This window comes from Rhodoferax sp. GW821-FHT07F03 (assembly GCF_059418745.1).
In genome coordinates, this window is sequence record NZ_JBWKQM010000007.1 from 45,483 (window position 1) to 69,177 (window position 23,695).

Annotated in this window: 21 protein-coding genes and 1 pseudogene; 15 read left to right on the top strand and 7 right to left on the bottom strand. The window is 64.3% G+C overall.

Annotation, left to right across the window (positions count from 1 at the left end):
- Positions 1–6 precede the first annotated feature (6 nt).
- The gene (locus AC07R0_RS11815) at positions 7–441 is read right to left on the bottom strand and encodes a YeeE/YedE family protein (protein WP_495104955.1); all 435 of its coding nucleotides are present in this window, start codon (positions 439–441) and stop codon (positions 7–9) included.
- Positions 441–764, bottom strand: coding sequence for an ArsR/SmtB family transcription factor (locus AC07R0_RS11820; RefSeq protein ID WP_495104956.1), 324 nt, complete (start codon positions 762–764; stop codon positions 441–443). The genes AC07R0_RS11815 and AC07R0_RS11820 overlap by 1 nt, the downstream gene beginning before the upstream one ends.
- 77 nt (positions 765–841) lie before the next feature.
- On the opposite strand from AC07R0_RS11820, the gene AC07R0_RS11825 reads away from it, so the two are divergent.
- On the top strand, positions 842–1,738 hold the full coding sequence (locus tag AC07R0_RS11825) for an MBL fold metallo-hydrolase (protein WP_495104957.1): 897 nt from the start codon (positions 842–844) through the stop codon (positions 1,736–1,738).
- Positions 1,739–1,782: 44 nt separating this feature from the next.
- Here AC07R0_RS11825 and yiaA read toward each other — a convergent pair whose 3' ends face one another.
- Positions 1,783–2,220, bottom strand: a complete 438-nt coding sequence (gene yiaA / locus AC07R0_RS11830; protein ID WP_495104958.1) for an inner membrane protein YiaA — start codon at positions 2,218–2,220, stop codon at positions 1,783–1,785.
- A gap of 358 nt (positions 2,221–2,578) precedes the next feature.
- Positions 2,579–2,838 (bottom strand): annotated as a pseudogene (locus tag AC07R0_RS11835) (dihydrofolate reductase family protein); the annotation flags it as partial.
- A gap of 312 nt (positions 2,839–3,150) precedes the next feature.
- On the opposite strand from AC07R0_RS11835, the gene kdpF reads away from it, so the two are divergent.
- The 6 genes from kdpF (at position 3,151) to kdpE (ending at position 11,263) form a co-directional block, all read left to right on the top strand.
- Entirely contained in the window at positions 3,151–3,249 is a 99-nt protein-coding gene (gene kdpF, locus AC07R0_RS11840; protein ID WP_490592047.1) for a K(+)-transporting ATPase subunit F, read from the top strand.
- Positions 3,249–5,048: a potassium-transporting ATPase subunit KdpA gene (gene kdpA, locus AC07R0_RS11845; protein WP_495104959.1), complete on the top strand. Its 1,800-nt coding sequence runs from the start codon at positions 3,249–3,251 to the stop codon at positions 5,046–5,048. The genes kdpF and kdpA overlap by 1 nt, the downstream gene beginning before the upstream one ends.
- Before the next feature lie 82 nt (positions 5,049–5,130).
- On the top strand, positions 5,131–7,203 hold the full coding sequence (gene kdpB, locus AC07R0_RS11850) for a potassium-transporting ATPase subunit KdpB (protein ID WP_495104960.1): 2,073 nt from the start codon (positions 5,131–5,133) through the stop codon (positions 7,201–7,203).
- A 10-nt stretch (positions 7,204–7,213) separates the two neighbouring features.
- On the top strand, positions 7,214–7,786 hold the full coding sequence (kdpC, locus tag AC07R0_RS11855; RefSeq protein WP_495104961.1) for a potassium-transporting ATPase subunit KdpC: 573 nt from the start codon (positions 7,214–7,216) through the stop codon (positions 7,784–7,786).
- A 22-nt stretch (positions 7,787–7,808) separates the two neighbouring features.
- Positions 7,809–10,568 (top strand): DUF4118 domain-containing protein, encoded by a 2,760-nt coding sequence (locus AC07R0_RS11860; protein WP_495104962.1) that lies wholly within the window; start codon positions 7,809–7,811, stop codon positions 10,566–10,568.
- Complete coding sequence (kdpE, locus tag AC07R0_RS11865) at positions 10,565–11,263, top strand: two-component system response regulator KdpE (protein WP_495104963.1); 699 nt, start codon at positions 10,565–10,567, stop codon at positions 11,261–11,263. Before AC07R0_RS11860 ends, kdpE begins: the two co-directional genes overlap by 4 nt.
- 21 nt (positions 11,264–11,284) lie before the next feature.
- Here kdpE and AC07R0_RS11870 read toward each other — a convergent pair whose 3' ends face one another.
- Both AC07R0_RS11870 and AC07R0_RS11875 read right to left on the bottom strand, forming a co-directional pair.
- The gene (locus tag AC07R0_RS11870) at positions 11,285–12,652 is read right to left on the bottom strand and encodes a sensor histidine kinase (protein ID WP_495104964.1); all 1,368 of its coding nucleotides are present in this window, start codon (positions 12,650–12,652) and stop codon (positions 11,285–11,287) included.
- Complete coding sequence (locus AC07R0_RS11875) at positions 12,649–13,314, bottom strand: response regulator transcription factor (RefSeq protein WP_495096185.1); 666 nt, start codon at positions 13,312–13,314, stop codon at positions 12,649–12,651. The genes AC07R0_RS11870 and AC07R0_RS11875 overlap by 4 nt, the downstream gene beginning before the upstream one ends.
- Positions 13,315–13,437: 123 nt before the next feature.
- Between AC07R0_RS11875 and AC07R0_RS11880 the strand changes: the two genes are divergently transcribed.
- From AC07R0_RS11880 to AC07R0_RS11895, 4 genes are all read left to right on the top strand, one after another.
- The gene (locus AC07R0_RS11880) at positions 13,438–14,229 is read left to right on the top strand and encodes an ABC transporter ATP-binding protein (protein ID WP_495105140.1); all 792 of its coding nucleotides are present in this window, start codon (positions 13,438–13,440) and stop codon (positions 14,227–14,229) included.
- The gene (locus AC07R0_RS11885; RefSeq protein ID WP_495096186.1) at positions 14,226–15,107 is read left to right on the top strand and encodes an ABC transporter permease; all 882 of its coding nucleotides are present in this window, start codon (positions 14,226–14,228) and stop codon (positions 15,105–15,107) included. The genes AC07R0_RS11880 and AC07R0_RS11885 overlap by 4 nt, the downstream gene beginning before the upstream one ends.
- A 37-nt stretch (positions 15,108–15,144) precedes the next feature.
- Positions 15,145–16,161 carry an ABC transporter substrate-binding protein gene (locus AC07R0_RS11890; protein WP_495104965.1) on the top strand — a complete coding sequence of 339 codons (1,017 nt, stop codon included), beginning with the start codon at positions 15,145–15,147 and terminating at the stop codon, positions 16,159–16,161.
- A gap of 157 nt (positions 16,162–16,318) precedes the next feature.
- Positions 16,319–17,257 carry a pseudouridine synthase gene (locus AC07R0_RS11895; protein WP_495104966.1) on the top strand — a complete coding sequence of 313 codons (939 nt, stop codon included), beginning with the start codon at positions 16,319–16,321 and terminating at the stop codon, positions 17,255–17,257.
- Here the strand turns inward: AC07R0_RS11895 and AC07R0_RS11900 are convergent.
- Positions 17,254–18,201 (bottom strand): LysR substrate-binding domain-containing protein, encoded by a 948-nt coding sequence (locus AC07R0_RS11900; protein ID WP_495104967.1) that lies wholly within the window; start codon positions 18,199–18,201, stop codon positions 17,254–17,256. The two genes, AC07R0_RS11895 and AC07R0_RS11900, sit on opposite strands and share 4 nt — an antisense overlap.
- A 108-nt stretch (positions 18,202–18,309) precedes the next feature.
- Here AC07R0_RS11900 and AC07R0_RS11905 point away from each other — a divergent pair, with 108 nt between their 5' ends.
- The 4 genes from AC07R0_RS11905 to pyk all read left to right on the top strand — a co-directional run bounded on the left by AC07R0_RS11905 (position 18,310) and on the right by pyk (position 23,655).
- Complete coding sequence (locus tag AC07R0_RS11905; RefSeq protein WP_495104968.1) at positions 18,310–19,398, top strand: tartrate dehydrogenase; 1,089 nt, start codon at positions 18,310–18,312, stop codon at positions 19,396–19,398.
- Between the two features lie 144 nt (positions 19,399–19,542).
- Positions 19,543–20,913: a dicarboxylate/amino acid:cation symporter gene (locus AC07R0_RS11910; RefSeq protein ID WP_495104969.1), complete on the top strand. Its 1,371-nt coding sequence runs from the start codon at positions 19,543–19,545 to the stop codon at positions 20,911–20,913.
- Entirely contained in the window at positions 20,910–22,235 is a 1,326-nt protein-coding gene (locus tag AC07R0_RS11915; RefSeq protein WP_495104970.1) for a glycerate kinase type-2 family protein, read from the top strand. Before AC07R0_RS11910 ends, AC07R0_RS11915 begins: the two co-directional genes overlap by 4 nt.
- A 1-nt stretch (position 22,236) precedes the next feature.
- On the top strand, positions 22,237–23,655 hold the full coding sequence (pyk, locus tag AC07R0_RS11920) for a pyruvate kinase (RefSeq protein ID WP_495104971.1): 1,419 nt from the start codon (positions 22,237–22,239) through the stop codon (positions 23,653–23,655).
- Positions 23,656–23,695: the final 40 nt, after the last annotated feature.

The following is a 23,695-nucleotide window of genomic DNA, read 5'->3' on the forward strand; positions in this document are numbered from 1 at the left end:
AACTCCTTACCAGCCTAATACGTGGCGCACCACGAACACCGTGACAAAGCCCGCAACCATGAAGGCCGCCGTCGCCACCAAAGAACGCGGCGACAAGCGCGACAGACCACACACACCGTGCCCGCTGGTGCAGCCCGCGCCATAGCGCGTGCCGATACCCACCAGCAGCCCGGCCAGCAACAAGGTCCCGTAGCCTGCGTCGATCTGCGGCCTGGGCAGCGCGGCGAACAACCGGTACACCAGGGGTGCGCCCACCAAGCCCAACACAAAAGCCAGCCGCCAGGCGACATCACCCCGCGCGGGCACCAGCAGACCGCCCAGCACACCACTGATGCCGGCAATGCGCCCGTTCAGCAGCACAAACAGCGCTGCGGCCAGGCCGATCCAGGCGCCGCCCACCAGCGCAGCCAGCGGGGTGAAATGGTTCCAGTCCAGGGTCATCACGCCTCCTTGGGGCAGTACAGGCGGTACAGCACCGCCAGGATTTCCAGCATCGCGGGGTCGGCCACGCTGTAGTAGATGTTCTTGCCCTCGCGGCGCGGGGCGATCACGCCCTCGTTGCGCAGCACACCCAGTTGCTGCGACAAGGTGGGCTGGCGGATATCCAACCGCTGCTCCAGATCACCCACACACATCTCGCCTTGCGACAGCTGGCACAACAGCAGCAAACGGTCTTCATTGGCCAGCACCTTCATGGCGGCCACCGCATGGTGGGCGGCACCGCGCAGCACGGCGGGGTCGATGGCATCGGAGGCTTGTGTCATGGGTACATATCGAAAGTGGCTCTTGTTTTATTATACAAATTTATATAATATTTATCAAACAACTGTAGAACCCAGTCATGACCACCCGCTTGCATACCGAAGGCTTTTTCGATCCCGCAACCTGGACCGTGTCGTACGTCGCCTGGTGCCCCACCACCCGCCGCGCCGCCGCCATCGACCCGGTGCTGGACTACGACTTCAAATCCGGCCACACGTCCACCACGTCAGCCGACCGGCTAGCCACCTATGTGCAAACGCATGGCCTGCAGCTGGACTGGATTCTGGAAACCCATGCCCACGCAGACCACTTGTCAGGTGCACGCTACCTGCAAAACAAGTTGGGCGGCCGCATCGCCATTGGCGAGTGCATCCGCACTGTGCAGGCCACGTTCCAAAAGCTGTTCAACCTGGAGCGCAGCTTCCTGCCCGACGGCAGCCAGTTCGACCACCTGTTCCGCGACTTTGAAACCTTCCACATAGGTGAGATCGAGGCCACCGCCCTGCCGGTGCCTGGCCACACCCCGGCCGACATGGCGTACTACATCGACGGTGACGTAGACGGCGCGGTGTTCGTGGGCGACACCCTGTTCATGCCCGACGTCGGCACGGCCCGCGCCGACTTCCCCGGTGGTAACGCGCACCAGCTCTACGCCTCCATCCGCCGCCTGCTAGCCCTGCCGCCCGACACCACGGTGTACGTGTGCCACGACTACCCGCCCAACAGCCGTGCGCCCGCGTGGCAGACCACGGTGGCCGCGCAGCGCGCCCACAACATCCATGTACGCGACGGCATCTCTGAAGTCGAATTCGTCGCTATGCGCACTGCCCGCGACGCCACACTGGACGTGCCCACGCTGATACTGCCATCCATCCAGGTCAACGTGCGCGCAGGCAACATGCCGCCTGCGGACGACAATGGCGTGGCCTATCTGCGCATCCCGCTGAACGCGCTGCCGCTGCCGGTGCATGGCTAACGGTCGCAGCGGTCAAGCGCAAGCGCACCCGTTGAAAGCCTGGCTCAAGAACGGTCTTTACTGACCTCAAAAGCTGGCGCATCGCTTTTGAACAGCGCGATGTCACGGGTGTTCTTCTGCACCGCGACCGCGCCAAACAAACTGAGCAGGAAGGACATGGCGTAAAAACCCTTCTCGCTTTGCGCCAGGGTGGCATTCACCAGGCCTACCGACAGCAGCACCACCACGATCGCCAGCGACAGCCAGCACAGGGCAAAGTAAATGCCGGTGACAGGGATGCCCTCCATCCGGTCACGCACCGACTTTTGCAAAGACACGGCGGCAAACAGGCCGTACAGCAGCACGGTCAGGTAGTAGCCCTTCTCGTTCAGCTGCATGGTCGCGTTGGACAGGCCAAACATGTAGACGGCGGCCCCGACCAGGAGCGCAATCCAGGATGCGCCCACAAATGCGGCGGTAGGCCGTTGAGTCTGTATCGCCATGGTTTTCCTTTGAAGAGTAGTGGTTTGAAATGAGGTGCATGCCCGAAGGCAGTGATGCGCCCGCGCGCGTGGCAATCCGTACGGCGTGGATAGGCCAGACGGCGGGCCGCCAACTTTACAGCGACTATGGCCCATGCCTGTAGCGGACGATGCACCGCGCCAGGCCAAAAAGTGCGCGCGTACAGAGTCCACAGAAAGCCAGCATACGCTATATAAAACATAGCTGCTTGCGCAGTATTTATATGCGCTGGAGTGCCATTTTTCTTGATGCCGAGCTGTGTGCATTCGGTCCTTGATGGAGCGGGGCGCAATGCCGTATCACAGGATCCTCTACATGCTCAACATTGTTGATAACCGGTCAGCGCAAGCCAGTCGACCAGCAGCTGAGGCATAGCGGTACTCGCTGCCGAGACAGCACCACATGCGTAGCCCATGCTGAGGCTTCGTGCTGGGCGCAGGCATGGCCAAGGCCAGAAGATGCACCCCGTTGAAGAGCCGCTCACCGGAGCCGAGCAGGACCGGCGATATGGCTATGTGCATCTCGTCGATCAGGCGCTGGCGAAGATACTGTTAGATGGCATTTACGCCGCCACCCAGGCGAACATCCTGGCCTTTGGCGACTGAAACTCTCACCGCGCAGCTTGGACATGGTGCCTATCTGTTCTGCGGGCAACGACGGAACCCGGTTTGAGACGCCTACCCGCAGACGCCCCCCCAAAGCCCCCCCGCATTTTTACGCTTTCTTTATACCCCTGCACCTCCTCTCTACCCCGTTTTTACGCCTGCTTACATAAGCTTCCCCCATCAATTTCTGAAAAAGAGGTGTCGTATGGACGTGGTCTATCTGGCGGGCGCAGGCTTGCTGTGGGGTGTGATGGTGTTGCTGGTGAAGGGCTTCCAGAAGCTCGAAAAACCAAAGGGAGGCCGCGCATGATCCCGCTCGACATGCTCTATGGCCTGGGTGGTGTGTGCGCCGTGCTGTTGCTGGCGTACCTGGTCTACGCGCTGATCTGCGCCGAGGAGTTCTGATGAACGCCAATGCCTGGGGCCTGCTGGCCCTGTATCTCGTGGTCTTGCTGGCCACCGCCTGGCCGCTGGGTCTGTGGCTGGCACGGCTGGCCGAGGGGCGCATTCCTGGCTGGATGCGCCGCGTCGAAGCACCGCTGTACCGCCTGGCCGGTACCGACCCCGACAAGTCCATGCACTGGGCCCACTACACGCTGGCCCTGTTGGCCTTCAACACCCTGGGCGTGCTGGTGGTCTACGCGCTGCAGCGCCTGCAGCTATGGCTGCCGCTGAACCCGCAAGCCCTGACGCCTATCAGCCCCGACTCGGCCTTCAACACCGCCGTGAGCTTTGTGACCAACACCAACTGGCAAGGTTACGCAGGCGAGTCCACCATGGGCTACCTGACGCAGATGCTGGCGCTGGCGGTACAGAACTTCTTCTCGGCCGCCACCGGCGTGGCCGTGGTGTTTGCGCTGATGCGCGGCTTTGCGGCGCGCTCCACCGCCGTCATCGGCAACTTCTGGGTCGACATGGTGCGCGTCACCACCTGGGTGCTGGTGCCGCTGTCGCTGGTGTTCGCGGTGTTCCTCATCGGCCAGGGCGTGGTACAGAACTTTGACAGCTACAAGGATGTAACCACGCTTGAAGTCACCGCCTTCCAGCAACCCAAGGTGGACGCGACCGGCCAGCCCGTGCTGGATGCCAAGGGCCAACCGGTATTGGAAGACGCCAAGACCCAGACGCAAACCCTACCCATGGGCCCGGTGGCGTCGCAAGAAGCCATCAAGATGGTGGGCACCAATGGTGGCGGCTTCTTCAACGCCAACTCGGCCCACCCGTACGAGAACCCCACGGCGCTGAGCAACTTCTTTCAGATGCTGTCCATCTTCCTGATCCCGGCTGCACTGTGCTTTACCTTTGGTAGCGTGGTGGGCGACAAGCGCCAGGGCTGGGCCGTGCTGGCGGCCATGACCGTGATGTTCGTGGTGGCGGTCATCGCCATCATCCCCGCAGAGCAAGCTGGCAACCCGCTGCTCACACCGCTGGGTGTGGACCAGGTGTCTAGCAGCCTGCAGGCCGGCGGCAATATGGAAGGCAAGGAACTGCGCTATGGCATCAACGCCAGCAGCCTGTTTGCGGTGATCACCACCGCGGCATCCTGCGGCGCGGTGAACGCCATGCACGACTCGTTCACGCCTCTGGGTGGCATGGTGCCGCTGGTGATGATCCAGCTGGGCGAGGTGGTGTTTGGTGGCGTGGGTTCGGGCCTGTACGGCATGCTGATCTTCGCCATCCTGGCGGTGTTCATCGCCGGGCTGATGATTGGCCGCACGCCCGAATACCTGGGCAAGAAGATCGAGGTGCATGAGATGAAGCTCACCTCCATCGCCATCCTGGTCACACCCATCGTGGTGCTGGCGGGCACGGCGGTGGCGGTGCTGTCCGGTGCAGGTGTGGCGGGTATTGCCAATCCTGGGGCGCATGGCTTCAGCGAAATTTTGTATGCGCTGAGCTCGGCGGCCAACAACAACGGCAGCGCCTTCGCCGGGCTGTCGGCCAACACACCGTTCTACAACGTGCTGCTGGGCATTGCCGTGTGGCTGGGCCGCTTTGGCGTGATTGTGCCGGTGCTGGCGATTGCCGGTGCACTGGCCGCCAAGCAGCGCCTGCCAGTGACCAGCGGCACCCTGCCCACGCACGGCCCGCTGTTCGTCACCCTGCTGATCGGCACGGTGCTGCTGGTGGGCCTTTTGAACTACGTCCCAGCCTTAGCCCTGGGCCCGGTGATCGAACACCTGACGCTGTGGGCCGGTCGATGAACGCTACATATTTCATAGCTACCTGCGCAGATATTAACTGCGCTACAGGCCTTAATTGTTTAAATTTCAGAAAGTCATTGGTATGACTACATCCAAGTCCCTGGTGCTGCTAGACCCGGCTTTGCTTAAGCCGGCGCTGAGCGCCGCCTTCACCAAGCTCAGCCCCCGCGTGCAATGGCGCAACCCGGTGATGTTCGTGGTCTACATCGGCAGCATATTGACCACCTTGTTCGGCGCGCTGGCGCTGCAAAGCGGCGACGGCACGGCCAGCTTCGTGCTGAACGTGGCGGTGTGGCTGTGGTTTACCGTGCTGTTCGCCAACTTTGCCGAAGCCCTGGCCGAAGGCCGGGCCCAGGCCCAAGCCGCATCGCTGCGTGGCCTAAAGAAAAGCACGGTGGCCAAAAAGCTGAGCAAACCCAAACATGGTTCCACCTGGCTGCCCGAAGAAGCCGAGAACTTGCGCAAGGGCGACGTGGTGCTGGTGGAAACCGGCGACCTGATCCCGCTGGACGGCGAGGTCATCGAAGGCGTGGCCTCGGTGGACGAAAGCGCCATTACCGGCGAATCGGCACCCGTGGTGCGCGAGTCGGGTGGCGACTTTGCATCGGTCACCGGTGGCACCCGCGTGCTGTCCGACTGGCTAGTAGTGCGCATCGCGGTGAACCCCGGCGAGTCCTTCCTGGACCGCATGATCAGCATGGTCGAAGGCGCCAAGCGCCAGAAGACACCCAATGAGATCGCGCTGACGATTCTGCTGGTGGCGCTGACCATTGTGTTCCTGGTGGTCACCGTGACGCTGCTGCCGTTCTCGGTGTTCAGCGCGCAGGCGGCAGGCGCAGGCACCGTGGTCAGCATGACGGCGCTGATCGCACTGCTGGTATGCCTGATCCCCACCACCATAGGCGGCCTGCTGTCGGCCGTGGGCGTGGCCGGCATGAGCCGCATGATGCAGGCGAATGTGATCGCCACCTCGGGCCGCGCGGTGGAAGCCGCTGGCGACGTGGACGTGCTGCTGCTGGACAAGACCGGCACCATCACCCACGGCAACCGCCAGGCCTCGGCCTTCTTCCCCGCCCCCGGCGTGGGCGATACCCAACTGGCGACCTGCGCCGCACAGGCCTCGCAGGCTGATGAAACCCCCGAAGGCCGCAGCATCGTGGCCCTGGCCCAGCGCCTGGGTGCGGTACAGCCGCTGGTCGGCAACATCATCGAAGTGCCCTTCACCGCACAGACCCGCATGAGCGGCGTGGACGTGCACAGCGCCGACGGCAACCTGCGCGTGCTGCGCAAGGGCGCGGTGGATGCCATGCGCAAATACGTGCAGGCCCAGAATGGCCGCATGCCCACCGAAGTGGCCCGCCATGCCGACGACGTGGCCCGCCGGGGCAGCACGCCGCTGGTGGTGGTCGAAGGCAGCACGGTGTTGGGCGTGGTGGAGCTGAAAGACATCGTCAAGTCCGGTATCAAGGAGCGCTTTGGCGAGCTGCGCCGCATGGGCATCAAGACGGTGATGATCACCGGCGACAACAAACTCACGGCCTCCGCCATCGCCGCCGAAGCCGGTGTGGACGACTTCCTAGCCGAAGCCACGCCCGAGCAAAAGCTGGCCCTGATCCGCCAGTACCAGAGCGAAGGCCGCCTGGTGGCCATGACCGGTGACGGCACCAACGACGCACCTGCGCTGGCCCAGGCCGACGTGGCCGTGGCCATGAACAGCGGCACGCAGGCCGCCAAGGAGGCAGGCAATATGGTGGACCTGGATTCCAACCCCACCAAGCTGCTAGAGATCGTGGAAACCGGCAAGGCGCTGCTGATGACGCGCGGCTCGCTGACCACCTTCTCGATTGCCAACGACGTGGCCAAGTACTTCGCCATCATCCCGGCGATCTTCGTCACCACCTACCCGCAGCTCTCGGCCCTGAACGTGATGCGGCTGGGCAGCCCGTCCTCGGCCATCTTATCGGCGGTGATCTTCAACGCCCTGGTCATCATGTTCCTGGTGCCGTTGGCCTTGAAGGGCGTGCGCTACCGGCCCGTAGGTGCCGCCGCCCTGCTGCGCCGCAACCTGCTGGTCTACGGCCTGGGCGGGCTGGTCGTGCCCTTCATCGGCATCAAGATCATCGACCTGATTTTGGTTGCCTTGCACCTTGTTTAAGGAGTTCAACGTGAACGCAATTCTTCGCCCTACCTTGGTTCTATTCACCGCGCTGACCGTGCTCACCGGTGTGGCCTACCCGCTGGTCGTCACCGGTGTGGGCCAGGCGGTGTTTCCCACCCAAGCCGCTGGCAGCCTGGTGCTGCGTGACGGCAAGCCGGTAGGTTCCACACTGATTGGCCAAAACTTCAGCGACCCCAAGCACTTCTGGGGCCGCCCGTCGGCCACCGGCCCACAGCCGTATAACGGCACGGCCTCCAGCGGCTCCAACCAGGGGCCGCTGAACCCCGCGCTGGTGGACGCGGTGAAAGGCCGTATCCAGGCCCTGCGCGATGCCGACCCCGGCAACACCGCGCCGGTGCCGGTGGACCTGGTGACGGCATCCGCCAGCGGGCTGGACCCGCACATCAGCCCGGCGGCGGCCCGATTCCAGATTGCCCGCGTGGCCAAGGCACGCGGCCTGGAACTGACCAAGATAGAGGCGCTGGTAGGCCAATATACCGAGCACCCGCTGCTGGGTTTTCTGGGTGAGGCGCAGGTGAATGTGCTGCAACTGAACCTGGCGCTGGACGCCCTACAGTAATGCCATGCAGTAACCTCTGCGAATGACCGAAAACCGCCCCGACCCCGACGCCCTGCTGCAGCGCCTGCAGGAGCAGGATGTAGCGCGCACGCGGGGCCGCTTGCGCATCTACTTCGGTGCCAATGCCGGGGTGGGCAAAACCTACGCCATGCTCAGTGCGGCACAACAGGCCCAGAAATCCGGCAAAGAAGTGCTGGTGGGCGTGGTGGAAACCCACGGTCGCAGTGAAACCGCTGCACTGCTGCTTGGCCTGGATCAACTCCCCCTGCGCCAGCTGCCTTACCGAGGCAAGTCGCTGCCCGAATTTGATCTGGATGCGGCGCTGGCACGCAAGCCCGCCATCCTGCTGGTGGACGAGCTGGCCCACACCAATGTGGAGGGCTCGCGCCACCCCAAGCGCTGGCAAGACGTGCAGGAACTATTGGCCGCCGGCATCGACGTCTGGTCAGCCATCAATGTGCAGCACCTGGAAAGCCTGAATGGCACGGTGGGCGCCATCACCGGCATCCGCGTGCATGAAACCGTGCCCGACACCGTGCTGGACAGTGCCGACGAAGTCATCCTGGTCGATGTGACACCGGACGAACTCACCGCCCGGCTGCAGGCGGGCAAGGTCTATATGCCGCAACAGGCCGCGCGCGCCACGCAGAACTTCTTCCGCAAGGGCAACCTGATAGCGCTGCGCGAAATCGCCCTGCGCCGTACCGCCGAGCATGTGGAAGACGATGTGCGCAGCTACCGGGTGGAGCAGTCTGGCGGCGGCCAACAGGCCGTATGGAACACCTCGGGCGCTATCCTGGCCTGCATCGGCCCGCAGGAAGGCGCGGAGCACACGGTGCGCAGCGCCGCCCGCCTGGCCGGCCAGTTGAACGTGCGCTGGTACGCAGCCTATGTGGAAACCCCGCAGCTGCAGCTGCTGGTGGCTACCGAACGCGACCGCATCCTCACCGTGCTGCAACTGGCCGAAACCCTGGGAGCAGACACCGCGGTGCTCACCGGCAACAACCCCGCCGTGGAACTGGTGCGCCAAGCGCAAACCCTGAACTGCGCCACCCTGGTGCTGGGCCGACCCAGCGTACCGCCACGCTGGCAAGTCTGGCGCCGCTGGGAGCGCTCCATGACGCGCCAGTTGGCCACCCTGGCGCCCACACTGGAGCTGGTGGAGGTAGGCCAAAGCCACAGTGCACGCCGCCTGCCCATCAGCCTGGTGCGCAATGTGGAGGACGAGGAACAGGCCGCGCAGCGCCACCCCTGGCTGCCGCACGCCTGGGCCGCCGGCAGCTCTGCCTTGGTCACCCTGCTGGTGCTGCCTCTGGCCAACCGGCTGGACCTGGCCAATATCGTGATGCTGTTCCTGGCCGCCGTGGTGCTGGTGGCGCTGCGCTTTGGCCGTGGCCCGGCGGCGCTGGCGGCGGTACTGAACGTAGTGGCCTTTGACTTCTTTTTCGTGTCGCCACGCTTCTCGTTTGCGGTGAGCGACATCCAGTACCTGGTGACCTTTGCCGTCATGCTGGCGATTGGCCTGCTGATCGGCCAGCTGACGGCCGGGCTGCGGTTTGCCGCGCGCATCTCAGCCAGCCGCGAGCGCCGCGCCCAGGCGCTGTTCGACCTGAGCCGGGAGCTGTCGGGCGCCCTGCTGACCAGCCAGGTAGTGGAGATCGGCCAGGCCGCCGTGCAGCGCCTGTTCACACAGGTAGAGGGCCTGGTTTACGACCCGGTCAAAGGCGGCAAGGTGATGGTGCTGGTCGCCGAACACGGCGATGCCGCGCAAGGCGGTGCCAGCCATCTGCAGCTGCCCACCCTGCTGCCGCACGACTTCGACCCCGGCATTGCCGACTGGGCGCTACGCACCGGTCAGAGCGCTGGCCTGGCCACCACCACCCTGCCCGCCCACCCCTGGCATTGCGTGCCACTGCAAGCCCCCATGCGAGTGCGCGGCGTGCTGGCACTCAAGCCCACGCAGGCGCGCTGGCTGTTGATACCCGAACAGCAGCAGCTGCTGCAGACCCTGGCCCGGCAGATCGCCATTGCGCTGGAGCGCGTGCACTACGTGGAGGTAGCGCAACAGGCCGTGGTGCATATGGAGTCCGAACGCCTGCGCAATACCTTGCTGGCCGCCATCTCGCACGATGTGCGCACACCGCTGACGGCGCTGATGGGCCTGGCCGAGTCGCTGCAAAGCTCGCAACCACCACTGGCCTCCGCGCAGATCGGCATGGCCCAGTCCATGGTGGTGCAAGCGCGCGAGTTGTCGGCCTTGGTCACGAATTTACTGGACATGGCACGGCTGCAGAACGATGGTGTGGCGCTGCGCAGCGAATGGCAGTCGGTGGAGGAACTGGTGGGCGCGGCCATTCGCGCTGCCGCCCCAGCTTTGCAGGGCATCGGCGTGCAGACCGAAGTGCCCGCTGATCTGCCGCTGGTGGAATTCGATGCCGTGCTGATGGAGCGCGTGCTGGTAAACCTGCTGGAAAATGCCGCCAAATACGGCCGCCCCTCCATCGTGCTGCGCGCCCACGCCACGCCCACCAGCCTGGTACTGGCCGTACGCGACCACGGCCCCGGTCTGCCCAAGGCCGTGCTGGGCCGCGAGGCCGCGCTGTTCGACAAATTCACCCGTGGCAACGCCGAGTCCGCCACGCCCGGCGTGGGCCTGGGCCTGGCCATCTGCAAAGCCATCGTGGACGCCCACCGTGGGCAAATCATTGCCACCAACGCCGTCGGCGGTGGGGCAGAATTCAGCATTACCCTGCCACGCCGGCCCGCACCGGAAATACCTTGAGCACACCTGTCGCCGTTCTCATCGAAGACGAACCCCACATCCGCCGCTTCGTGCGCAGCGCGCTGGAGGGCGAGGGCTGGCAGGTGTTCGAGGCCGACACCGCCCAGCGCGGCCTGACCGAGGCCGGCACGCGCAAGCCCGACCTGTTGGTGCTGGACCTGGGCCTGCCGGATGGCGACGGGCTGGACGTGATACGCGACGTGCGCGGCTGGTCCGCCGTGCCCATCATCGTGCTGTCAGCGCGCAGCGACGAGGCCGACAAGATCGCCGCACTCGACGCCGGCGCCGATGACTACCTGACCAAGCCCTTTGGCGTGGGCGAGCTGCTGGCCCGCGTGCGCGCCAACCGGCGGCGCCCGCGGGCCGCCACCGCCGACGGCAGCGTAGAGGCCGACCCCGTGTTCCGCTTCGGCACGGTGGAGGTGGACCGCACCGCCCGCCTGGTGCGCCGCGATGGCGCAGAAGTGCACCTGACCCCCATCGAGTACCGCCTGCTGGCCGTGCTGATCGCCAATGCCGGCCGGGTACTGACGCAACGCCAGCTGCTGCGCGAGGTCTGGGGCCCGGCGCACACCCAGCAAAGCCACTACCTGCGCATCTACATGGGCCATCTACGGCAAAAGCTGGAAGCCGATCCGGCCCAGCCCCAACACCTGCTGACGGAAACCGCAGTGGGCTACCGATTGATGGTGTAAGAACCTGCTTACGCTCTGAGGCTATAGCCGCTTGGGCAGCACCAACTGCACCACGAAATGCGCATTCGCCGTGCGCGAAAAGCGCAAGTGCCCGCCATGCGCACGCATGACCCGGTCCACGATGGACAAGCCAAGACTGGCGCCCACCCGCCCACCCATGCGGGCCGCGAACGGTTGCCGCAGGCGCGCTTGCTGGGCGGCGTCTATGCCGGGACCATCGTCCTCGAACTGCACCACCCAATCCGCACCATCCTCCCAGATGTTCACATGGAACAGCCCCGGCGCCCCATACTGCAAGGCATTGTGGGTCACGTTCTTGATGGACTCCGCCAGCGTGGTGGGGTCGCCACTGACCCGGCACGGTCCGTCAGGCACCCGCAGCTCGATATCCAGATCGCGGGGCACACCGGCAGACAGTATCTCGGCCACCTCTCGGCGCACCAGTTCGGCCAGGTCTATGTCGGCAATCTCCGGGTTCATGGAGCGGTGTTGCACCATGGCGTAGTTGATGAGCTGGTTGACCAGCTTTGCCAAATTCAGGCTGAGTTCACGCAAGCGCTCCACATGGCCGCGGCGCAGGCCGTCGTCGGTCTGCATGGAGAGCATTTCCGTCTGCGAAACCATGGAAGCAATCGGCGTACGCAACTGGTGCGCCGCATCGCCAATCATGTGCTCCAGCGCAAACCGATGGTCCGCCAGCCGACGCATGAAGCCGTTGATGGCATTCACCAGCGCAAAGATTTCAACCGGCACGGCCTGCGCCAGGGGCGACAAATCATTGGGGTCGCGGCTGGCAATCGCCTTTTCCATCTGGACCAGGGGAGACAGCGCCTGGTACAGGGTGAACAGCGCGGCGGCCACCGTCAGCAGGCCCATGACCACGATGATCAGGGTTGCTTTCAGGTCCAGGCTCTTGGCGAATGAGCGCCGCCCCGCGGTGGTCTGTGCAATAGTGATCACCGCCCAGGGGTGCTCGCCGGCGATGGTCATGCGCCGGCCCACCACGGCGATGCGCACAGCCTGCTCCTGGTACTCGCCGTCGTAGAGCAAAGGCCCTTCCTCCAGCCTGCTCCACTCGATCCGCGGGCGGAAATTGGGGTCGCCCGCAATGACGCGGCCCTTGTGGTCCTGCACCGCATAAAAGGTCTGGTCGCCGGGCGTCAGGGTGAAGGCGGCAAGGGGCACATCCACGCTCACCGAGCCCTCCTGCACGATGGTGTTCTCGGCGATCTGCAGGGCGTTGCCTACCAGCATGCGGTCATAGGTCTCGTTGGCAGCCAGCTGCGTCGTCACCCAGATAGAGACCAACAACAGAACCCCACTGACGCCCAGCACACCGCCTATGCGCACCACCAGCCGGGTGTAGAGCGAACCACGCGCGACAATCATTTCATCGTCACCTGGTAGCCCAGCCCGCGCAGCGTGCGGATCTCGAAGTCTGCCTGCGTCAGCTTCTTGCGGATGCGGGCGATGTACTGCTCCACGGTGTTGGCATTCGGGTTGTCGTCGATGGTGAACATCTTGTCCATCAGCTCGTCCTTGCCAAAGATACGGCCCGGACGCGAGGCAATGATTTCCAGCAAAGTGACCTCACGCCGGGTCAGCTCCAGCGGCTGGCCGTTCAGCAGGGCGCCACGGGTCTTGCGGTCGATGGTGAGGTTGCCGCACACCAGGGCATTCGTGTGCGATCCCTCCCTGCGCCGTAGCAGCAAGCGGATACGGGCCTCCAGTTCCCGGAAGTCAAAGGGCTTGACCAGATAGTCGTCCGCCCCCATGTCCAGGGCCTTCACACGCTCGTCGATTTCCGCGCAGGCGGTCAGCATCAGCACCTGCGTTGGCAAGCCCTTGGCGCGGATCTGCCGCAGCAATTCAAAGCCATCCACCTCCGGCAACATCACGTCCAGCACCACCAGGTCGTAGTGCGCGGACACCACCATGGGCAAGGCCTTGCGCCCGTTCGACTCCCAATCCACCACATGGCCAATATGTGCCATGGCGGCGACCACCGCCTGCGCCACATCGACCGTATCTTCCACCAGCAGTATGCGCATCGGGACTCTCCATAGCTGTCAGATTCATTACAGGCAAGCTTCCTAGCATCCGTCTCCGTAAGTTCATAAAAACATCTGGAGACAAAAGTGGAACATCCACCCAACACGCGCGCCCCGCAAGGCATGGGCGCCGGCACGGCACAGGCGCCTTTGCTTGAAATTGACAAGGTCACACTGCAATACAAGACGAGCAACTTCCTGGTCACCGCAGCGCAACAGGTCAGCTTCAAAGTCTATCCATCGGACCGCTACATATTACTGGGCCCATCAGGTTGCGGTAAGTCCACACTGCTGAAAGCCATAGGGGGTTACCTGCAGCCCACCCACGGTGTAATCCGTCTCCATGGCGAGGAAGTGCGCGAGCCCGGACCGGACCGGATGATGGTGTTCCAGGAGTTCGACCAGCTGCTGCCCTGGAAGACCGTGCGCCAGAACGTGGAGTTTGCCCTGCATGCCAGCGGCCGGCTCCAGGGCCGGGAAGCCGCCGAACGCGCGGCCTACTACATCGATAAAGTGGGTTTGGCCAAGTTCATCGACAGCTACCCGCATACCCTGTCCGGGGGCATGAAGCAGCGCGTCTCCATCGCCCGCGGCATGGCCATGGAACCCGCGGTCTTGCTGATGGATGAGCCCTTTGCCGCACTGGATGCGCTGACGCGCCGCAAGATGCAGGACGAGCTTCTGCGCCTGTGGGACGACACCCGTTTTACCGTGCTGTTTGTGACCCACTCGATTGAAGAAGCCATCAAGATCGGCACCCGCATCCTGCTGCTGTCGCCGCACCCTGGCCAAGTCAAGGCCGAGCTCAACAGCATTCCCGCCGAGCAGATGGGCACATCCGCGCAGGCCGAGCTGGAAGCGCGCATCAACGACATGCTTTTCGCCCACGAACACGCCGAGGTTCCATCGCCATGAATACCGCCACAAGCACCGCGCAACCCTTTGTGCGCCCCGAAATCGTCTTGAACCCTGTGAAGGGCGATGTGGAGCAGGTACAGCGCCCACTGTCCGCATTCGAGAACCTGTACCAGAAAGCCTGGCTGCGCAAGCTGGTGATACTGGCCCTGCTGGCCTTGGTGTGGGAGGTGTACGGGCGCTGGCTGAACAACGCCCTGCTGTTCCCTTCGTTCACCGACACCTTCGACGCATTCCAGTCGGGAATCCGCAGCGGGGTGCTGCTGGAGCGCGCCGCTGTATCCCTGCAAACGCTGCTGATCGGCTACGGCATAGGCATAGGTCTGGCCACCTTGCTGACCACGCTGGCCATCAGTTCCAAGATTGGCACGGACTTTCTGGAAACCCTGACATCCATGTTCAACCCCCTGCCCGCGATTGCTCTGCTGCCGCTGGCCCTGATCTGGTTCGGGCTGGGTACGGGCAGCATCATCTTCGTGCTGGTGCACTCGGTGCTGTGGGCCGTGTCCTTGAATACGCACAGCGGTTTCCGCGCCGTGTCCAACACCATGCGCATGGTGGGGCAGAACTACGGGCTGAAACGCTTCTCGCTGGTGCGTCTGATCCTGATTCCGGCCGCTTTTCCCAGCATACTCACCGGGCTAAAAGTGGGTTGGGCCTTCGCCTGGCGCACGCTCATCGCGGCGGAGCTGGTGTTTGGCGTGTCGTCCGGCAAGGGCGGCCTGGGCTGGTACATCTTTGAGAACCGCAACCAGCTGGAGACCGCGAATGTCTTTGCCGGCCTGTTCTTTGTGATCCTCATCGGCCTGTTCGTGGAGAACGTGATTTTTGCCAGTGTGGAAAAACGCACCATCCGCCGCTGGGGCATGCATATCTGACGCAGCACCCAAGACCTACACAACAAAGGAGACAAACATGAAACTCAAAACCACCGTCTGCAGCCTGGCGCTCGCCGCCCTCTCGCTCACCAGCTTCACGGGCACGGCCCATGCCGAAGCCGACACCGTGCGCCTGTCGCATGGCTTTGGCATCCTGTACCTGCCGCTGATGGTCATGCGCGACCAACAGCTCATCGAAAAGCAGGCCAAGAAAATGGGCCTGGGCGACGTCAAGACCACCTGGGCCACGCTGGACGGCGGCAACGTCATCAACGACGCCATGCTGTCCGGCAACCTCGATATTGCCGGCACCGGCGCGCCCGGCTTCATCACCCTGTGGTCCAAGGCGCATGGCATCCCGCGCTCCGAAGTGATTGGCCTGGGCGCCATGAGCACATCGCCGCTCTGGCTGAACACCAACAACCCGGCCATCAAGTCCTTGAATGACTTCACGCCCAAGGACAAGATTGCCATTCCGGGCATCAAGACCTCCTTGTCGGCCGTGGTGCTGCAAATGGCCGTGGCAAAGGCCTTTGGCCAGGCCAACTACGCCAAGCTCGACCCCTTGACGGTCAGCCTGGGCCACCCAGAAGCCGTCGGCGCGCTGCTGTCCGGCAAAACCGAGATCACCGCCCACTTCACCTCCCCGCCCTTCTCCTACCAGGAGATCAAAGACAAGCGGATTTCACGGGTGCTCAACTCCTCGGACGTGCTGGGCAATATCACGCTGGACGTGGTCTATGCGCTGAAGCAGTTCACCGACCAGAACCCCAAGCTGACCCTAGCCTTCATGGCGGCCCAGGAGGAAGCCAATGCCTACATCCTGCGCGACAAGAAGGGCGCGGCGGACACCTTCATCCGCGTATCCAAGATTGACCTGCCACGCGATGAAGTAGAGAAGATGCTGGCCGACAAGGACACGCAGTTCTCCACCCTCCCCAACGGCATCATGCAGTACGTGCAGTTCATGGGCCTGGCCGGCAGCATCAAGACCAAGCCTGAAAAATGGTCCGATCTGTTTGTACCCGCCCTGGCCAGCCGCAACGGCAGCTGAAGCCGGTGCAGTTTCGCGCCCCACCCACCGGTGGGCGCGAAACAGGGCGCGGGTGACAACCGTGGTGGCTGAACGCCTGGTCGCTTAAAATATAGGCAAATACTGCCTCCAGCGCTTATAAATCCAGCGCAAGCAGCTACCAAATGTATAGCGCACCATGAACACCCCCATCAAACCACCCAATCCCGCCGGCGTCGCCTTTCGCCGTGCCGCGCCGCCTACCGGCCCCGCCGCCAGCAGCGAGCCCACGCGGCTGAACAAGCGCATGGCCGAGCTGAATATGTGCTCGCGCCGCGAAGCCGACGACTGGATCGCCAAAGGCTGGGTCAAGGTGAACGGCCAGGTGGCCGAGATGGGCGTCAAGGTCACCCCCAGCGACCGCATCCAAATCGACAAGGCCGCCGCCGGCCAGCAGGCCAACCAGGTCACCATCCTCATCAACAAACCCCTGGGCTTTGTCAGCGGCCAGGCCGAGGATGGCCACGAGCCCGCCATCACCCTGGTGCAGCCGCAAAACCGCTGGCGCGATGACAACGCCCGCTTCTTCTTCCATGGCAGCCAGCTGAAAAGCCTGGTACCGGCCGGCCGGCTGGACATCGACTCCACCGGCCTGCTGGTGTTGACGCAGGACGGCCGCATCGCCCGCCAGCTGATCGGCGAAGACTCGGTGATGGAAAAGGAATACCTGGTGCGCGTGGCCTATACCGGCGTGGCCAACCCGGCCGCCGCCACCTCGCCTGCCGCCACCTACCCCGGCCTGGCGTCACGCGGCAAGGTCCAGCAGCTGGTGCGCATTGACGATGACGACCCCATCACCAGCGATGTGCAAAGCGCCTTCCCGCCGGCCATGCTGGCGCGCCTGCGCCACGGCCTGAGCCTGGACGGCCAGGCCCTCAAGCCGGCCCAGGTCAGCTGGCAAAACCCCGAGCAACTGCGCTTTGTGCTGACCGAAGGCAAGAAGCGCCAGATCCGCCGCATGTGCGAGCTGGTGGGCCTGAAGGTGGTGGGCCTGAAGCGCGTGCGCGTGGGCCATGTGATGCTGGGCAATCTGCCGGTAGGCCAGTGGCGCTACTTGGCGCCGCACGAGAAGTTCTAGGAACCGGTGGGCGTCGGCTCTGGCGCCACGCCCTGCTGCTGGAACGATAGCGTCAGAAAGTCCACAAACGCACGCACCCGCCCGGTGGTCTGGTGGCGCGGTGGGTACACCGCGTGGATGTCCGCGTCCGGCGTGTAGCACTGCGGCAAGACCTGCACCAGCCGGCCATTGCGCAGATAGCGCTGGATATCCCACTCGGCACGCATCAAGATGCCGTGGCCGTCCAGAGCCCAGTTAACTGCGATCTCCCCGTCGTTGGTGGTCAGGTTACCCCGGGTCTTGATGGCCTCGGTTTTCGCCGATCGGCCGCGCTCGCTGGTCAGGCGCCATACGCCGTAGGCCTCTTCTCCCTGGCGTATGCCGATGCAGTTGTGGCGCACCAGATCGTGCGGCACCTTGGGCATGCCATGGGCCTCGATATAGGCCGGCGCCGCACACAGCAGCCGGCGGTTGGGCGCAATATGCTTGGCAATGACACGCGCATCCGGCGGCGCGCCAAAGCGGATGCAGACGTCAAAAGTGTCGTCCGTCAGTGGCGGCGGGTTCACCGATAGCTGCAGCTGCACCTCCACCTTGGGATGCAAGCGCACGAACTTCGATATCAGCGGTGCGATATGGCTGCGGCCAAAGCCCAGCGTGGCATTCACCCGCAGCAGGCCCTTGGCGGTGGACTTCGCACCGCCCAGCAGCTCCGCCATATCGTCGATTTCGCCCAGGATGCGGCGCGCATGCTGCAGGTACAGCTCGCCCTCCTGCGTCAGGCTCATGCGCCGGGTGGTGCGGTTCACCAGGGACACGCCCACGCGCGACTCCATCAGCGCCAGATGCTTGCTGACGGCCGGCGTGGTGATGCCCAGCTCGCGGGCGGCCGCGCTCAGGCTGCCGGCACTGGCCAGCGCGGAGAAAAAGCCCAGGTCTGCGGCTTGGATGGCGTTCTGTCCCATGCTCTTAATTGTTAAATACAAGTAAACAATAGCTTAAATTTAACGGTGATTTTTGCATGCGTCCAGTCCCTACAGTACGGCCACTTACCTACCTTACGGAGACAACCCATGAAGACCTACCGCATTGCAACCATTCCCGGCGACGGCATTGGCAAAGAAGTCGTGCCCGCCGGCCGGCACGTTCTGGAAGCCCTGGCCAGCACCAGCAACAGCTTCCAATTCGAGTTTGAAGACTTTGGTTGGGGCGGCGACTGGTTCCGCCAGCACGGCGAGATGATGCCGGCCAACGGCCTGGACGCGCTGCGCGGCAAGGACGCGATCCTGTTCGGCTCGGCCGGCGATCCGCACATCCCCGACCACATCACCCTCTGGGGCCTGCGCCTGAAAATATGCCAGGGCTTCGACCAGTACGCCAACGTCCGGCCCACCCGCATCCTGCCCGGCATCGACGGCCCGCTGAAGCGCTGCGGCCCGGATGACCTGAACTGGGTCATCGTGCGTGAAAACTCCGAAGGCGAATACGCCGGCGTGGGCGGCCGCGTGCACCAGGGCCACCCCATCGAAGCCGCAACCGACTTGTCCATGATGACGCGCGCCGGTGTGGAACGCATCATGCGCTTTGCCTTCAAGCTGGCCCAGTCGCGGCCCCGCAAGCTGCTGACCGTCGTGACCAAAAGCAATGCCCAGCGCCACGCCATGGTGATGTGGGACGAAATCGCACTCCAGATCAGCAAGGAATTTCCTGACGTCACCTGGGACAAGGAGCTGGTGGATGCGGCCACCGCGCGCATGGTGAACCGCCCGGCCACCCTGGACACCATCGTCGCCACCAATCTGCACGCCGATATCCTGAGCGACCTGGCTGCCGCGCTGGCCGGCAGCCTGGGCATTGCCCCCACCGGCAACATCGACCCGGAGCGCCGCTACCCCTCGATGTTCGAACCCATCCACGGCTCGGCTTTCGACATCATGGGCAAGGGCCTTGCCAACCCCGTGGGCACCTTCTGGTCCGTGGTGATGCTGTTGGAACACCTGGGTGAAAACGAGGCAGCAGCCCGCGTCATGCGAGCCATAGAAAGCGTGACGGCCAACCCCACGCTGCACACCGGCGACCTGGGCGGCAAGGCCACTACCGCGCAGGTCACCACCGCCGTGTGCGACCAGCTGCTGGCCGACAAGCAGCGCAAAGCCGCCTAAGCGCGAATTGGCGCACAACCTGGTGGTGGCAGCCAGCCGCCTCCACGCGAACGACACCGGGCCGGCGCCCTGCGGCCGGCCCCAGCCAATGCAGCCACGCAGAGCTGCAGTACCTCGCCGTACCCCCATATCTGGAGACAAACCATGCGTCGCTTTTTCGGAAAGCTGTACGTCCAAGTGCTGATCGGCGTATGCGCCGGCATCGGCCTGGGCTTTTTCGCCCCCCATCTCGGCAGTGACCTCAAGCCCCTGGGCGATGTGTTCATCAAGCTGATCAAGATGGTGTTCGCGCCCATCATCTTCGCCACCGTGGCCCTGGGCATCGCACGGATGGAGAACATGAAGGAGCTGGGCCGGGTCGGCCTGCGCGCCCTGATTTACTTTGAGATCTTGTCCACCTTCGCGCTGGCGGTAGGCATGCTGGTGGTGAATGTGGTGCGTCCCGGCGACGGCATGAACATCGATGCCGCCACGCTGGACACCAAGGCCATCGCGTCCTACACCGCAGCGGGCGCCAAGCCCACGGGCTTTATAGACTTCATGCTGAACCTGGTGCCCACCAGCATCGTGGATGCGCTGGCCAAGAACGACATTCTTCAAATCCTGGTGTTCGCCACCTTCTTCGGCGTCGCGCTCTCGCAGATCGGGCCGCGCGGCAAACCGGTGGTGGACTTCCTGGACTCATTCACGCATGGCATCTTCTCCATCGTCGGCATGGTGATGCGGCTGGCGCCGCTAGCGGCCTTCGGCGCCATGGCCTTTACGGTAGGCAAATACGGCCTGGGATCGATTGTTTCGCTGGGCAAGCTGATGGCCACGATGTACGTGACTTGCTTTTTATTCGTGACCCTGGTGCTGGGCGCCATCGCCCGCATGTCCGGCTTCAGCCTGTGGAAGTTCCTCAAATACATCAAGGATGAACTCTTCACCGTCCTGGGCACCAGTTCTTCTGAATCCGTGGTCCCCCAACTGATGCGCAAGCTGGAGCTCGCTGGTGTGTCCAAACCTGTAGTGGGCCTGGTGGTGCCAGCGGGCCTGACCTTCAACCCCGATGGCCAGTGCATCTACTACACCATGGCCGCGATCTTCATCGCCCAGGCCACCAACACGCCGCTGACCATCACCGACCAACTGGTCGTGCTGGGCGTGCTGCTGCTGACGTCCAAGGGTTCAGCCGGCGTCACCGGCTCGGGCTTCATCACGCTGGCGGCAACGCTGGCCTCCATGGGCAAAATCCCCGTCGCCGGCATGGTGCTGCTGCTGGGTGTGGACCGGTTCATGTCCGAAGCCCGGGCCATTACCAACACCATCGGGAACGCCGTGGGTACGGTCGCCATTGCCCGCTGGGTGGGCTCCGTGGACCGGGAGCGCCTGGCCCAGGTGCTGGACGGAAAAGCCCTGCCTGAGGAAGCCTCCCACCCACACGCCATCGAAGTCGTTGCCGACGGCAACCCCGCACGGGTGGCCCCGACCGAAGAGTTTGCGCCGGGTGACCGGCGCGCCCACGCAGCATGACCGGCAAGCAAACCGCCATGTCCGCCGATGTACCGTGCGATCTGCTGCGCGCCATGTTCGATGCCGCAATTGCGGCAGCCCAGCCGGCGCTCTGTGTGCCGCCCCACCTACCCAGCCCGCCCAAGGGGCGACTTGTCGTCATTGGCGCGGGCAAGGCATCGGCGGCCATGGCAAAAGCCGTGGAAGAGCACTGGCCCGGCCCCTTGTCCGGCCTGGTCGTGACGCGCTACGGATACGCCGTGCCCTGCGAGCGCATAGACATCGTGGAAGCTGCGCATCCGGTACCGGATGCGGCTGGCGAAGCGGCCGCCAAACGCATGCTGGCGCTGGTGCAAGGGCTAGGCCCGGATGACCTGGTGCTGTGCCTGATTTCCGGTGGCGGTTCCGCCCTGCTGCCGCTGGCCTTGCCCGGCCTCAGCCTGGCCGACAAGCAGACGCTGAACCGCGCCCTGCTGGCCAGCGGTGCCAGCATCCGCGAAATGAACTGCGTGCGACGGCATCTGTCCGCCATCAAAGGTGGCCGCCTGGCCGCGGCCTGCTACCCCGCGCGGGTGCTGAACCTGCTGCTGTCGGACGTGCCGGGCGACGACCCTATTGATATCGCCTCGGGCCCCACGGTGGCCGATCCCAGTACCTGCGCAGATGCACTGGACATCCTGCGCCGCTACGGCATCCCGATTCCGCCAGTTGCATTGGCACTGCTGGAAAGCGGCCAGGGCGAGAGCCTGAAGGCCGGCGACAGCCGCTTGCCGCACATAGAAACCCGCTTCATCGCCACGCCGCAGATGGCGCTGGAGGCCGCAGCCGCGGTTGCCCGACAAGCCGGCTTTGCCGTCCATATCCTCGGTGATGCCATCGAAGGAGAAGCCCGCGATGTCGCCAAGACGATGGCCGGCATGGCCATGCAGATTGCCCGCCGGGCCCAGCCGTTTCAGGCGCCCTGCGTGCTGCTGTCGGGGGGCGAGACCACGGTCACCGTGCGTGGCCGGGGTCGGGGCGGGCGCAATGTGGAGTTTCTTTTGTCCCTGGGCATTGCCCTGAATGGCGAAGCCGGCGTGTACGCCCTGGCGGGCGACACCGATGGTGTCGATGGACAGGAAGAAATTGCCGGCGCCATGCTGTCGCCCGACACGCTGTCCCGTGCCTGGGCCCTGGGCATGCGGCCGCGCGAACGGCTGGACGACAACGACGGCCACGGCTTCTTCGAAGCACTGGGCGACGCTGTCATCACCGGCCCCACTTTGACCAACGTAAACGACTTTCGCGCCATTCTGATTACCACCCCGAGCGGTGGACTTGCAGGCGCCAGCAGGACCATTTGATATGCGCAGAAACAAGCACGCCAAAATCGTCGCCACCCTCGGCCCCGCCAGCGATGACGGCCCCACCATCCAGGCACTGTTCGATGCCGGCGCGGATGTCTTCCGGCTCAACTTCAGCCATGGCAAACAAGAGGACCACAAACGCCGGCTGGAGCTGATACGCCGCATAGAGCGCGACAGCGGCCGCCCCATCTCTGTGCTGCTAGACCTGCAAGGCCCCAAGCTGCGCATAGGCAGCTTCCCGGACGGCCCTATCACCCTGGTGGAAGGCGCATCATTTCGACTGGACCTGGACACCCACACACCGGGCAACAGCACCCGCGTGACTCTGCCCCACCCGGAAATCTTCGCCGCACTGGAGCAGGGAACCGAGCTGCTGCTGGACGACGGCCGGTTGCGACTGCGGGTCGAGGCATTTGGCGCGGACCACGCAGAAACCCGCGTCATCAACGGCGGCACGCTGTCCGACCGCAAGGGCGTGAACGTGCCCGGCGTGGTGCTGCCCCTATCAGCCCTGACGGACAAGGACCGTGCCGATCTGGACTACGGCCTCAGCCTGGGTGTCGATTGGGTGGCGCTGTCTTTTGTGCAGCGGCCGGAAGATGTGATGGAGGTGCGCAACATCGTCAACGGCCGGGCCGGCATCGTCGCCAAACTCGAAAAGCCGGCGGCGATTGCCTCTCTGGACGCAATCGTGGCGGAGACTGACGCTGTCATGGTGGCACGTGGCGACCTGGGGGTGGAAATGCCGGCGGAGCAGGTGCCGGCCATCCAGAAGCGCATCGTCCAGGCCTGCCGCAAGGCCGGCAAGCCGGTGATCGTGGCCACGCAGATGCTGGAATCCATGGTCACGGCCCCGGTACCCACGCGGGCCGAGGCCTCGGATGTGGCCACCGCCATCTACGAGGGCGCGGACGCAGTCATGCTGTCGGCCGAGTCCGCCAGCGGCCGTTACCCGGTAGAGGCGGTGAAGATGATGGGCAGCATCATCCGCCATACCGAGGCCGACCCGAACTACCGCCGCTCCATCGACCTGTCGCGCTCGGAACCCCAGGCCCTGGCCGCAGACGCCATAGGCTATGCCATGCGCCATGTCACCAGCCTGCTGCATGCCGCGGCCACTGTGGCCTATACCAGCTCTGGCTACTCGGCCCTGCGCATGGCCCGCGAGCGACCCGAGGCCCCCATCATCGGGATGACACCCAGGTTGGCCACGGCACGCCGCCTGGCGCTGGTCTGGGGCGTGCATGCCGTGCTGTGCCACGACGTCGTGGACGTACCCGAAATGAGCGATCTGGCAAGCCGCACCGCCTTGAAGGAAGGCTTCGGCGTAGCCGGGCAAACCATCGTGATATCAGCCGGCATGCCTTTCGCCACCTCAGGTACCACCAATTTGCTGCGCATCACGCACATCACCTGACGACGCACCGGCACCGCACCAGACGTTGCCAACAAAAAAG